Source organism: Pseudomonas sp. GYB4201, from assembly GCF_056312595.1.
Genome location: NZ_JBWGIG010000039.1, coordinates 47,218 through 59,683, shown reverse-complemented (window position 1 = coordinate 59,683; position 12,466 = coordinate 47,218). Strand labels below are relative to the sequence as shown.

13 protein-coding genes are annotated in these 12,466 nt (G+C 64.6%); 8 read left to right on the top strand and 5 right to left on the bottom strand.

Annotation, left to right across the window (positions count from 1 at the left end):
* Window positions 1–91: 91 nt before the first annotated feature.
* From AC0Z2B_RS26935 to AC0Z2B_RS26905, 7 genes are all read left to right on the top strand, one after another.
* A complete protein-coding gene (locus AC0Z2B_RS26935; RefSeq protein ID WP_476300672.1) occupies window positions 92–1,081 on the top strand; it encodes an alpha/beta fold hydrolase in 990 nt (329 codons plus the stop codon).
* Window positions 1,082–1,235: 154 nt separating this feature from the next.
* Entirely contained in the window at window positions 1,236–1,724 is a 489-nt protein-coding gene (rraA, locus tag AC0Z2B_RS26930; RefSeq protein WP_416423320.1) for a ribonuclease E activity regulator RraA, read from the top strand.
* A gap of 29 nt (window positions 1,725–1,753) precedes the next feature.
* Window positions 1,754–2,749, top strand: a complete 996-nt coding sequence (locus AC0Z2B_RS26925; RefSeq protein ID WP_416423321.1) for a zinc transporter ZntB — start codon at window positions 1,754–1,756, stop codon at window positions 2,747–2,749.
* 91 nt (window positions 2,750–2,840) lie between these two features.
* Window positions 2,841–3,086 carry a CrfX protein gene (locus AC0Z2B_RS26920; protein ID WP_416423322.1) on the top strand — a complete coding sequence of 82 codons (246 nt, stop codon included), beginning with the start codon at window positions 2,841–2,843 and terminating at the stop codon, window positions 3,084–3,086.
* A gap of 2 nt (window positions 3,087–3,088) precedes the next feature.
* Window positions 3,089–3,913: a mechanosensitive ion channel family protein gene (locus AC0Z2B_RS26915; RefSeq protein ID WP_416423323.1), complete on the top strand. Its 825-nt coding sequence runs from the start codon at window positions 3,089–3,091 to the stop codon at window positions 3,911–3,913.
* A gap of 90 nt (window positions 3,914–4,003) precedes the next feature.
* Window positions 4,004–4,594, top strand: coding sequence for an RNA polymerase sigma factor SigX (sigX, locus tag AC0Z2B_RS26910; RefSeq protein ID WP_008368464.1), 591 nt, complete (start codon window positions 4,004–4,006; stop codon window positions 4,592–4,594).
* 109 nt (window positions 4,595–4,703) lie between these two features.
* The gene (locus tag AC0Z2B_RS26905; protein ID WP_416423324.1) at window positions 4,704–5,687 is read left to right on the top strand and encodes an OmpA family protein; all 984 of its coding nucleotides are present in this window, start codon (window positions 4,704–4,706) and stop codon (window positions 5,685–5,687) included.
* A gap of 234 nt (window positions 5,688–5,921) precedes the next feature.
* On the opposite strand, the gene AC0Z2B_RS26900 is transcribed toward AC0Z2B_RS26905, so the two are convergent.
* The 4 genes from AC0Z2B_RS26900 to AC0Z2B_RS26885 form a co-directional block, all read right to left on the bottom strand.
* Window positions 5,922–7,598, bottom strand: coding sequence for a bifunctional protein-serine/threonine kinase/phosphatase (locus AC0Z2B_RS26900; protein WP_476300670.1), 1,677 nt, complete (start codon window positions 7,596–7,598; stop codon window positions 5,922–5,924).
* A 2-nt stretch (window positions 7,599–7,600) separates the two neighbouring features.
* Entirely contained in the window at window positions 7,601–8,812 is a 1,212-nt protein-coding gene (locus tag AC0Z2B_RS26895) for a nitrate/nitrite transporter (RefSeq protein WP_476300668.1), read from the bottom strand.
* A 187-nt stretch (window positions 8,813–8,999) separates the two neighbouring features.
* Entirely contained in the window at window positions 9,000–9,575 is a 576-nt protein-coding gene (locus AC0Z2B_RS26890; RefSeq protein WP_416423327.1) for an ANTAR domain-containing response regulator, read from the bottom strand.
* Window positions 9,576–9,590: 15 nt separating this feature from the next.
* Window positions 9,591–10,778: a CmpA/NrtA family ABC transporter substrate-binding protein gene (locus AC0Z2B_RS26885; protein WP_476300666.1), complete on the bottom strand. Its 1,188-nt coding sequence runs from the start codon at window positions 10,776–10,778 to the stop codon at window positions 9,591–9,593.
* Window positions 10,779–10,938: 160 nt separating this feature from the next.
* On the opposite strand from AC0Z2B_RS26885, the gene AC0Z2B_RS26880 reads away from it, so the two are divergent.
* The gene (locus AC0Z2B_RS26880) at window positions 10,939–11,964 is read left to right on the top strand and encodes a quinone-dependent dihydroorotate dehydrogenase (RefSeq protein ID WP_416423329.1); all 1,026 of its coding nucleotides are present in this window, start codon (window positions 10,939–10,941) and stop codon (window positions 11,962–11,964) included.
* A gap of 103 nt (window positions 11,965–12,067) precedes the next feature.
* On the opposite strand, the gene rmf is transcribed toward AC0Z2B_RS26880, so the two are convergent.
* Entirely contained in the window at window positions 12,068–12,283 is a 216-nt protein-coding gene (gene rmf / locus AC0Z2B_RS26875; RefSeq protein ID WP_008368461.1) for a ribosome modulation factor, read from the bottom strand.
* Between the last annotated feature and the right edge of the window lie 183 nt (window positions 12,284–12,466).

Genomic DNA, 12,466 nt, shown 5'->3' with positions numbered 1-12,466 from the left:
AGGCTGCGTCGCTTTGCAAACAGCGACGCAGCCTTCGGCAGCTGCTACGGGTGTTTTTGATCTTCCGTTTATTTTCTGTACAAGAAGTCTTATGCAAAGCAGCAGCAATCTCTTCCCAGTCGCCTTGCTCAGCGCCGAGCGCCGTGGGGACCTGAGCGAAGACGTCTATCGCATCAAGGCTGCCAACAGCCCGGATGCCAGCGTTGAATTGGCCGTGACCCGCCTGGGCCTGGCCGACCAGGCGCAACCTGGCGGCGTGCCCGTCATCCTGCTGCACGGCAGCTTTTCCAACCGGCGCTTCTGGGTGTCGCCCCGCGGCATCGGCCTGGGTGCCTGGCTGGTGCGCGAAGGGTTCGACGTGTGGATTCCGGAAATGCGCGGCCACGGCCTGTCGCCGCGCAACCTGGACTACGCCCGCAACCGCGTCGCCGACTACGCCCGCTACGACCTGCCGGTGATCGGTGCGTTCGTGCAGGAGCAGACCGGCCGCGCGCCACATTGGATCGGCCACTCCCTGGGCGGCATCAGCCTGGCGGCCGCCCTGGGCGGCGGTTACCTGCCGCAGGACAACGTCGCCTCGGCAGCGTTGTTCGGCTGCCAGGTCAGCCGCACCTACTGGCCGCTGAAAATGCCACCAGTGGAGTGGAGCGCACGCCTGCTGCTCAAGCGTTTCGCCCACATTTCCGGCTCGCGCCTCAAGCGCGGCCCCGAGGACGAGCCCATCGGCCTGGCCCTGGAGGCCATGCGCTGGTACGGCCTGTTCGGCCGCTTCGGCGATGGCAAGCAAGACTGGTGGGCAGGCCTGGCCGAGGTGCAGGTGCCGCTGTTGGCGGTGACCGCCAGCGCTGACCACCAGGACCCGCCGTGGGCCTGCCGCAAGCTGTTCGAGGCCTTTGGTGGCGACCAGCGGCAGTTCGTGCAACTGGGCCGCGACCACGGCTTCGCCGACAACTTCGGCCACGTCGAGATGCTGGTCAGCAAGGCCGCCCAGGCCGAGGTCTGGCCGCTGGTGGGGCGTTGGCTGCACAACCCTCACGCGCCGTTGCTGGCGCAGGCGCAGCAAGTGCCCGTGGGCGCGTGACTTCACGGTCAGCGGTGGGGCGGCTAAGCTATGTCGATTGCGCGTGCGTTGGCAACGACGCACGCAGGGTGTAAACGCAGGGCAGGCCGGCTCGTTCCTACAGTAGCGGTCGCCTTTTCGATCGACCGTGTCTTGAACTGACAGGAGTTACCCCATGCATTACCTCACTCCCGATTTGTGCGATGCCTACCCCGAGCTGGTCAAGGTGCTGGAACCCATGTTCAGCAACTTCGGCGGGCGCGATTCCTTCGGTGGCGAAATCGTCACCATCAAGTGCTTCGAGGACAACTCCCTGGTCAAGGCCCAGGTGGAGTTGAACGGCAAGGGCAAGGTGCTGGTAGTGGATGGCGGCGGCTCGCTGCGCTGCGCGTTGCTGGGCGACATGCTGGCCGACAAGGCCGCCAAGAGCGGTTGGGAAGGGCTGGTGATCTACGGTTGCATCCGCGACGTCGACGCCATCGCCCAGACCGACGTCGGCGTGCAGGCCCTGGCCAGCCACCCGCTGCGCACGGAAAAGCGTGGCCTGGGCGACCTGAACGTGCCGGTGACCTTCGCCGGTGTCACGTTCAAGCCGGGAGAATTCATCTACGCCGACAACAATGGCGTTATCGTGTCCCCCAGCGCATTGAAAATGCCGAGTTAAGCGGTTCGCAATCAATCATCGGGGTGTGGATGTTCGAGGAAGAAAACGCGCAGTGGGGCCTGGTGCAGGCCCTGGTGCTCGACGGTAAAGGTGGTGCGCGGCAGATCGCCCGCGCGCAGTTGGATGAGCTGGTACTGGAACCGCAGGAAAGCCTTTGGCTGCACTGGGACCGTGGCCATCCGCAAACCCAGGCGTGGTTGCGCAACGACAGCGGGCTGAACGAGTTCAGCTGTGACCTGCTGCTGGAGGAAAACACCCGGCCGCGGCTGCTGCCGTTGCCCGATGACCAGCTGCTGCTGTTCCTGCGCGGCGTCAACCTCAACCCCGGTGCCGAGCCCGAGGACATGGTCTCGGTGCGCATCTTCGCCGAAGCCCGCCGGGTGATCTCCCTGCGCCTGCGCCCGCTGCGCGCCACCGACGAGCTGATGGTGCTGCTGCAGCAGGGCCGTGGCCCGCGGACCTCTTCCGAACTCATCCTCTACCTGGCCCAGTACCTCACCGAGAAGGTGCAGACCCTGGTGGGCGAGCTGAGCGAGGTGGTCGACGACGAGGAAGACAAGATCGACGCCGACGAGCAATACACCCCCGAGCACGGCAGCATCCTGCAGATTCGCCGCCGCGCCGCCGGGCTGCGGCGTTTCCTGGCGCCGCAGCGGGAAATCTTCGGGCAGCTGTCGCGCAACAAATTGCCGTGGTTCGTCGACGATGACGCGGACTACTGGAACGAACTGAACAACAGCCTCACCCGCTACCTCGAAGAGCTGGAGCTGACCCGCGAGCGCGTGGGCCTGGTGCTGGAGGCGGAAGACCGGCGCCTGAACGAGCGCATGAACCGCACCATGTACCGTTTCGGCATCATCACCTGTATCTTCCTGCCCATGAGTTTCCTGACCGGGCTGTTGGGTATCAACGTTGGTGGCATTCCGCTGAACACCAGCCCGTATGGCTTCCTGGTGGCGTGCACGCTGATGGTGCTGCTGGGCGTGGGGCAATGGTGGCTGTTTCGTCGATTGCGTTGGGTTTAGGCGCCGTTCAGGACACATATGGTTGCATATGCCTGCCGGATCGATGTGACCCGCCTGCGACAGCTCTCGTCTTTGACTGATAATTCGTGAGGTGCGTATGCACGATCCGTTTGAAGAATCACTGCGTGACATGCTCAAGGCGTCTTCCTCCCCAGGGCGGGATGACGACGCCTGCCTGGGGCGTGTCCTCAAGACTGCCAATCGGCAAGTCGGCGCCGGCGATCTGTTCAGCCTGATGGGCCGTTGGCTGCAGGCCTTCATGATCGCCGTGGAAAATGGATCGGGTCATGTGGCGCCAGTCTCGCGACGCAAACCCACTGCTGATAAGGCTGATTGACTATGCAACTTGATCTCTGGACTCAGAGCCTGGTGACGGCCATGACCGCACTCTGGACGAAGGTCGCGAATTTCATCCCCAACCTGTTCGGTGCGTTGGTGGTGCTGCTGCTGGGCTTTGTCGTGGCCAAGCTGCTCGATACCCTGTTGTCCAAGCTGCTGGCCAAGCTGGGCCTGGACCGCCTGATGGCAGGCACCGGGTTGACCAAGCTGATGAGCCGCGGTGGCATCCAGGTGCCGATTTCCACCCTGGTGGGCAAGATCGTCTACTGGTTCGTGTTGCTGATTTTCCTGGTTTCTGCGGCCGAGTCCCTTGGCTTGCAGCGAGTTTCAGCTACGCTCGACATGCTGGCGCTCTATTTGCCGAAGGTTTTCGGTGGCGCGCTGGTGCTGTTGGTCGGCGTGCTGCTGGCGCAACTGGTGAATGGCCTGGTGCGCGGCGCGGCCGAAGGCGTGGGGCTGGACTACTCGGCAGGTCTTGGGCGAGTGGCGCAGTGGCTGGTCATTGTCATCAGTATCTCGGTGGCCATTAGCCAGCTCGAGGTCAAGACTGACCTGCTGAACCACGTCATCGTCATTGTTTTGATTACCGTTGGTCTGGCCGTTGCATTGGCCATGGGCCTCGGCAGCAAGGAAATCGCCGGGCAGATCCTGGCAGGAATTTACGTGCGGGAGTTGTACCAGGTGGGGCAACAAGTGCGAATTGGAGAGGTTGAAGGCCAGATCGAGGAGATCGGCACGGTCAAGACGACGGTGCTGACCGACGACGGGGAATTGGTTTCCCTGTCGAATCGGATCCTCTTGGAACAGCGGGTTAGTAGCCGCTGAGCCGGCAAATTCTGCTACTGTATGCCGCCGCAAAATGGCCCGGGTGTCGGGCCATGGTGGATATTGACCTGACTGTCGGCCCGACTTGTTTTGAATAAAGTTCATTCGTTGCCCCTGCGTTACGACCCCCGCACGCTCACAGACGAGGAGCTGGTGGCGCGTTCGCATGTGGAGCTTTTTCACGTCACCCGTGCCTACGAAGAGCTGATGAGGCGCTATCAGCGAACCCTGTTCAACGTGTGTGCGAGATATTTAGGGAACGATCGTGATGCTGACGATGTCTGTCAGGAGGTGATGTTGAAGGTGTTGTACGGTCTGAAGAATTTCGAGGGTAAATCGAAGTTCAAGACCTGGCTCTACAGCATCACCTACAACGAATGTATCACGCAGTACCGTAAGGAACGGCGCAAGCGCCGCCTCATGGATGCATTGAGCCTCGACCCACTCGAGGAGGCATCCGAAGAGAAGGCGCCGAAACCGGAGGAGCGTGGTGGATTGGATCGTTGGCTGATACATGTCAACCCGATCGACCGAGAAATACTTGTGCTTCGATTCGTCGCAGAGCTTGAGTTTCAAGAGATCGCGGACATCATGCACATGGGTTTGAGCGCGACGAAAATGCGATACAAACGTGCGCTCGACAAGCTACGTGAGAAATTTGCGGGTATCGCCGAAACTTAGTTCGGTGCAAATATCTCTAACGTGGGGGCTAGTTCTGCTAGACTGGCCGCCGAGTTGTCCCCCGTGTAAGGGGGTACTGCTTAACAATCACCAGATGGGGATTTAACGGATGAAACTGAAAAACACCTTAGGCATTGCCATTGGTTCTCTTGTTGCCGCAACTTCTTTCGGCGCTTTGGCACAAGGCCAAGGCGCGGTCGAAGGTGAAGCCTTCTACCAGAAGAACTACAACGACAGCGTCAAGCACGTCGAAGACGGCCGTACTGCCGGCGCTTCGCTGGGCTACTTCCTGACCGACGACGTTGAAGTCATCCTGGGCTACGGCAAGACCAACTACACTCGTTCGAACGATGGTACTGGCAGCCAGAAAATCCACGGTGACACTGGCTCCCTGACCGCCATGTACCACTTCGGTACTGTCGGCGATGCCATTCGTCCGTACGTTTCCGGTGGCTTCGCTCACCAGAGCCTGAGCAACGTGCAAGCTGACGGCCACAGCGGTCGCGACAGCTCCACCTTCGCTACCATCGGCGCTGGCGCCAAGTGGTACATCACCGACAACCTGTACGCTCGTGCCGGTATCGATGCTGACTACAAACTGGACAACGGCAAGTGGGACTACGCTCCTACCATCGGCCTGGGTGTGAACTTCGGCGGTAACGGTGGCAAGGCTCCGGCTCCAGCACCAGCACCAGCTCCAGCTCCAGTTGCTGAAGAGCCAGCTCCAGCTCCAGCTCCAGAAGTCGTTCGCGTCCAGCTGGACGTGAAATTCGACTTCAACAAGTCGGTCGTCAAGCCAAACAGCTATGCTGACATCAAGAACCTGGCTGACTTCATGAAGCAGTACCCACAGACCACTACTCGTGTTGAAGGCCACACCGACAACGTCGGTCCAGACGCCTACAACCAGAAGCTGTCTGAGCGTCGCGCCCTGGCCGTTAAAAACGTACTGGTCAACCAGTACGGCGTGCAAGGCAACCGTGTTGACTCGATCGGCTACGGCAAAACCCGTCCAGTCGCTGACAACTCGACTGACGCTGGCCGCGCTACTAACCGTCGCGTAGAAGCTGAAGTAGAAGCTCAATCCAAGTAATTGGATAAAGCTTGAAAAAAACCCGGCCTAGGCCGGGTTTTTTTTCGCCTGCGGGTTCCGCGCATCCCCGTAGCAGCTGCCGCAGGCTGCGTCCGGATGCGCCGCGGTGTGCCGGCAACAGCGCGGCGCCTGGGACGCTGCCTTGGGCCGCTGCTACAGAAACCGCGATGCGGCGGGCTGCGCATCCCTGTAGCAGCTGCCGAAGGCAGCGTCCGGCCCGCCGCATAGCTTGCGTCAAGCGTGCTGCAACACCCACACCAGCAGCACCAGGTTCACCATTAGCGACCCCAGCGCCAACCCCCGCCACACCCTCAGCGGTTCACGCTGCAGCAACGGCAAGGCACGCGGCTGCAGGCCCTGCCGTTCACCTTGTTCCAACACCAGCAGCCATTCCTCCGCCGTCTCGAAGCGTTGCGCCGGGTCGGCCGCCACGCTGCGTGCCAGCATGGCGTCCAGCCAGTCGGGCACGTCGGGGCGGTAGCGGTGGGCATTGGCAGGAACGCCGAAGCGCGGGTGCTGGAAGGCCTCGATTTCGCCATACGGGTAGTGCCCTGTCAGCAGCTGATACAGGCACACGCCTGCGGCGTACAAGTCCTGCTGTGGTGCGGGCGCGGCGCCGGCGAAGCATTCCGGTGCCAGGTAGCTCGGGGTCCCCGGCAGAGCGTTGGGGTTGTCAGCGGACAGGCCGGGGCTGAACGCCAGGCCGAAGTCCAGCAGGCGCAGCTCGCCGTCGTCGCCCAGCAGCAGGTTCTCCGGCTTGATGTCACGGTGGATGATGTTGCGCCGGTGCAGCGCCCCCAGCGCCCGCAACAGGCCCTGGGCAACCGCCTGCCAGTGCGCCAGGGGCAGCGGTCCCTGTTGGGCCAGGCACTGGGCCAGGGTCTGGCCGGGGTGGTCACGCATCACGTAGTACAGGTGCTGGCGGCCGGGCAGGGCGTGCACCTGGGGGAAATGGCGGCCGGCCACGCGGCGCAGGAACCATTCCTCCATCAGCAGCGCCTGCTGTGCGCCCGCCTCGTCGTGGCGTTCGGCGGGCAGGGTTTTCAACAGCCAGCGCTGGCCCTGGCTGTCCTCGACCCGGTACAGCAGCGATTGCCGGCTCAGGGCCAATGGCGCCACCACCGTCCAGCCCTCGAACGCCTGGCCGGGCTTGAGCGTGCGCGGCAGCGGCCATTGCCGCAGCTGGTGCAAGGTGTCGCCGAGGTTGTCGGCGCCACGTTTGTCGATACGTACCAGCAGGGCGCTGGCGTTGTCCTGGCTGCCGGCCAGGTGCGCGGCGGTTACCAGGGTCTGGGCCGCCTGGTCGAGATGGCCTACGTGGTCGGCCAGCACCGCGGCAATCTGGGTGTTGCCCAAGGTCGCCCACACGCCGTCGCTGAGCAGCAGGAACACTTCGCCGTCCTGCAGTTCACCCTCCTGATAGTCCACCACCAGGTGCCGGTCCAGGCCCAGGGCGCGGGTCAGCACGTGCTCCATGCCCGCCGACTCCCACACATGGTCTTCGCTGATCTGCCGCAGTTGGCCCGGTTGCCAGCGGTACACCCGGCAATCGCCGACATGAGCAAGAGTGAAGCGCTGGCCGCGCAGCACCACGGCGCTGAGGGTGGTCAGCAGCGGCTGGCCGGCGCCGTTGGCCTGCAGCCAGCGGTTCTGGGCGCTGAGCAGGCGGTCCAGGGACTGGGCCACGCCCCAGGTCTGCGGCGTGGCGTAGTAATCTAGGGCCAGGGCCTGCAGCGTGGCGCGCGCCGCCAGGCCGCCATCGGCGCACTGGCTGACGCCGTCGGCCAGGGCGAACAGGTAGCCCTTGCTGGCGGCCAGTTCCGGCGCCGGAGTCACCAGGCGCAAGGCGTCCTGGTTTTCCGCGCGTGGCCCGCAGGCGCTGGCCTGGGCACAGCTCAATTGCAAGGGCATGCTCAGACCCGCGCCGCAGTAACGGCGGCCGAGCCCCAGGTGGTGCGCCAGCGGCGCTTGACCCCGTGCAGGCCGAACCAGGCCACCACCGCCAGGGCGGCGAACAGCCACAGGCCCCACTGGTAGTCGCCTGTGTGCTGCTTGATCGCCCCTAAACCTGCGGCCAGCAGGAAGCCGCCGATGCCGCCGGCCATGCCCACCAGGCCGGTCATCACGCCGATCTCCAGGCGGAACCGTTGCGGCACCAGCTGGAACACCGCACCGTTGCCGGCGCCCAGGCCGAGCATGGCGCCGACGAACAGCGCCAGCGCCGCGTAGGAGTTGCCCAGGTGGAAGCCCACGGCGGCGATGCAGATCGCCGCCACGCTGTACATCGCCAGCAGGCTGCGGATGCCGCCGAAGCGGTCGGCCAGGGCGCCGCCCAGGGGGCGCATCATGCTGCCGCCGAACACGCAGGCGGCGGTGTAGTAGCCCGCCGTCACCGGGCTCAGGCCGTACTGGTCGTTGAAATAGCCGGGCAGGGCGCTGGCCAGGCCGATGAAGCCGCCGAAGGTCACGCTGTAGAAGAACATGAACCACCAGCTGTCCCGGTCGCCCAGGGCCTTGAGGTAATCCGCCACGGCCTTGGGCTTGGGCCGTTGCGGGGCGTTGCGGGCCAGCACGCTGAACGCCAGCAGCACGGCCAGCAGCGGCAGCAGGGCGAAGCCGAACACGTTGTTCCAACCGAACGCTGCGGCCAGTGCTGGGGCGAACAGCGCGGCGAACACCGTGCCCGAGTTGCCGGCGCCGGCAATGCCCATGGCCTTGCCCTGATGCTGGGCGGGGTACCATTGCGAGGCCAGCGGCAGCGACACTGCGAACGAGGCGCCGGCCACGCCCAGGCCCACGCCCAGCAGCAACGCCTGCTCGTAGCTGTGGATGCCGAAATGCCAGGCGCAGAACAGCGCCACGATCACCGTGCACTGGCCGATCAGGCCGGCGGTCTTGGGCGACAGGCGATCCACCAGCACGCCCATCACCAGGCGCAGGATGGCCCCTGCGAGGATTGGCGTGGCGACGATCAGGCCGCGTTGCTGGGTGGTCAATTGCAGGTCGTTGGCGATCTGCACGGCCAACGGGCCCAGCAGGTACCAGACCATGAAGCTCAGATCGAAATACAGGAAGGCGGCGAACAGCGTAGGGGCGTGGCCGGATTTCCAGAAGCTTGTGCTCATCGAACACCTCGACAGGGGGCAGCAGGGGCCGAAAACGAAAAAACGCCGCAACCCGGCTCGCCAGGGCGAGAGGGTGTGCGACGTCTTTGTCGTTCAATGTGGGGGCAACCGCCGTTGGCTACCTGGCTGGTACAAAGCAAATCCCGGGCCAGCCCCCACGCGCGTTCTTACGGAACAAGGGTGGGGATCAGCCCAGCAGTTCGCTCATGGCGATGATCTGCTCCGCAACCTGGATCAGCTTCTGCTGGCGGCTCATGGCCTGCCGGCGCATCAGGGTGTAGGCCTCTTCTTCCTTGCAGTCCTTCATCTTCATCAGCAGCCCCTTGGCCAGCTCGATGCGCTTACGCTCGGCCAGCTGCTGGTCGCGGGCCTGCAGTTGCGCGCGCAGGGCCTGGTCGCTCTCGAAACGGGCCATGGCCACGTCCAGGATCGGCTGCAGCCGCTGGGCCTGGATGCCTTCGACGATGTAGGCGCTGACCCCGGACTTGATCGCCTGGCGCATCACCTGCGGGTCGTGTTCGTCGGTGAACATGACAATGGGGCGTGGCTGGTCACGGCTCACCAGCACCACTTGCTCCATCACGTCGCGGCCCGGTGACTCGGTATCGATCAGAATGACGTCGGGGCGCACCGTTTCGACGCGTGCCGGCAGGTCGATGGTCAGGCCCGACTCGTCGATCACCTCGAAACCGGCTTCCACCAACGCCGACTTCAGGCGCCCGACCTTGCGCGGGGTGTCGTTGATCAACAGGATACGCAGCATAGTGGTCGTCTCCCGTCAGTCATCGGCCAGGGCATGCAGGGCGAAGCTGCGCGCGTAGCCGGCAGGGTCGCTGCCGTCCCAGACCTTGCCATCGATCAGCTGGCTGCTGCGCAGGTCATCGCTGGCCACCGGCACCCCGACACTGGCGGCGGCCGCGCGGTACAACGCGGTCTGCTGCACCTGACGGGCGATGCCCAGGTAGTCCGGGTCATGGCGCAGCAGGCCCCAGCGGCGGAACTGGGTCATGAACCACATGGCGTCGGACAGCCACGGCTGGTTGACGCTGCCGCCGGCGAAGAAGCGCAGGGCGTGGGGGTCATGCCAGTGGTGGCCCAGGCCGTCATCGTAGTTGCCCAGCAGGCGCGGCTCGATGGCGGTCAATGGTGCGTCCAGGTACTCCTCGCCGCTGAGCAGCTGCGCGGTGCCACGCAGGTTTTCCGGGCTCTGCTCGATGAAGCGGCTGGCCTGCAGCACGCTGGCGACCAGGGCGCGGGCGCTGTTGGGGTGCTGGTCGACGAAGGCCTGGGTGCAGGCCAGGACCTTCTCCGGGTGGTCGGGCCAGATCGCCTGGCTGGTGCTGAGGGTGAAGCCCAGGCCCTGGTCCACGGCGCTGGCGGCCCAGGGCTCGCCCACGCAGAAGCCGTCGATGCGCTCGGCGCGCAGGTGCGCCACCATCTGCGGCGGGGGGACCACCACGCTGTCGACGTCGTCGAGCGGGTGGATGCCCTGGGCGGCCAGCCAGTAATACAGCCACAGGGCGTGGGTGCCGGTGGGGAAGGTCTGGGCGAAGGTCAGGCGTGCACCTTGCTGGTGCGCGTGGCGCGCCAGTGCCTCGGGGCTGGTCACGCCCACGGCCTGCAGGGTGGGCGACAGGTTGATGCTCTGGCCGTTCTGGTTGAGGCCCATCAGCACCGCCATGGCGCTGGCCGGGGTGCCGCCGATGCCCAAGTGCACGGCGTAGACCATGCCGTACAGGCTGTGGGCAGCGTCCAGTTCGCCACTCAACAGTTTGTCGCGCAGCCCGGCCCAGGACGCCTGGCGGTGCAGGTTCAAGGTCAGGCCGTGGGGCTGGGCGAAGCCCTGGGTGGCGGCGACCACCAATGGGGCGCAGTCAGTGAGGGCCATGTAGCCGATGTTCAGGCTGGTTTTCTCCGGCGCATCGCTGCCGGCCACCCAGGCCAGGGGGGTGTGGGGCTCGGTCATGGTTGGGGGTCCGTGTAAAAGTACCCAACGTGACGCAAGAGGTATGCCAGTGCACCGGGACGGTGCTGGATGCGGACGCCGCCTGCGGCAGCTGCTACGGGGGCGTAAATGTGGCTATAATGCCGGCCCCCGACGATCTTCCAACGAGTCATGCCTGCCCATGTATAACCTGGCCCGCCAGTTGTTGTTCAAACTCTCTCCGGAAACCTCCCACGACCTGTCCCTGGACCTGATCGGCGCAGGTGGCCGCCTGGGGCTCAACGGCTTGCTGACCAAGGCGCCGGCGCGCCTGCCCGTGACCGTCATGGGCCTTGCGTTCGACAACCCGGTGGGCCTGGCCGCAGGCCTGGACAAGAACGGCGCGGCCATCGACGGTTTCGCCCAGCTGGGCTTCGGCTTCGTCGAGATCGGCACGGTCACCCCGCGCCCGCAGCCGGGCAACCCCAAGCCGCGCATCTTCCGCCTGCCTGAAGCCACCGCCATCATCAATCGCATGGGCTTCAACAACCTGGGCGTCGACAACCTGCTGAACCGGGTGCGCGCGTCGCAGTACAAGGGCGTGCTGGGCATCAACATCGGCAAGAACTTCGACACCCCGGTGGAGCGTGCCGTCGACGACTACCTGATCTGCCTGGACAAGGTCTACGCCCACGCCAGCTACATCACCGTCAACGTCAGCTCGCCCAACACCCCGGGCCTGCGCAGCCTGCAGTTCGGCGAGTCGCTCAAGCAGCTGCTCGACGCCCTGGCAGCACGCCGCGAAGTGCTGGCCGTGCAGCACGGCAAGCGCGTGCCGGTGGCGATCAAGATCGCCCCGGACATGAGCGACGAGGAAACCGTGCAAGTGGCCCAGGCCCTGCTGGCCTCCGGCATGGACGCGGTCATCGCCACCAACACCACCTTGGGCCGCGAAGGCGTCGAGGGCCTGGCCCACGGTGACGAGGCGGGCGGTTTGTCGGGCGCGCCGGTGCGCGAGAAGAGCACCCACATCGTCAAGGTGCTGGCCGGCGAGCTGGCCGGGCGCATGCCGATCATCGCCGTGGGCGGTATCACCGAAGGCAAGCACGCGGCCGAGAAAATCGCCGCCGGCGCCAGCCTGGTGCAGCTGTACTCGGGCTTCATCTACAAGGGCCCGGCGCTGATCCGCGAGGCAGTGGACGCCATCGCCGCGCTGCCACGAGGCTGAAGGCATAAAAAAGGGGCCCTCGAAGGGGCCCCTGGGCTCTCGCCCGCCGCCCGTTAGGGCGCGCATGGTTGATCACGAAAATGTAAGAGAAAAATCGTCCTCGTCAGCCGACCGCGTGAAGTTCGTTGAGTCTGTGGATACCCGCAGTGCCGGTCATACCGTCCCAGTTGTCGCCGCGTCCTTCACGCCAGCCATTGATCCAGGCTTGACGAACTGACGGTAGAGTAAAAGGGCAAAGCTCACGGGATTTGCCATGGATGCCATATTGGTATCCGCGTAAAAATGCTCGTTCCAACGGATCACGCTTAAGTCTTCTCATAGGGTGTTGCCCTCGTCTGTTGACTGTTATGTCCCGTCGGCCTCGTCTGAGGCCGGGCAGAGTCTTTCTGCCGGTTTTGGATGCTCGCTGCCGGCGTGGCGAGCAGTGGTGCCGTACCATTGCGATGCGGCCTGTAGGGATTTCTAAACAATGCGTTCTTCCGTGTGAACGACCGTTTTGTCA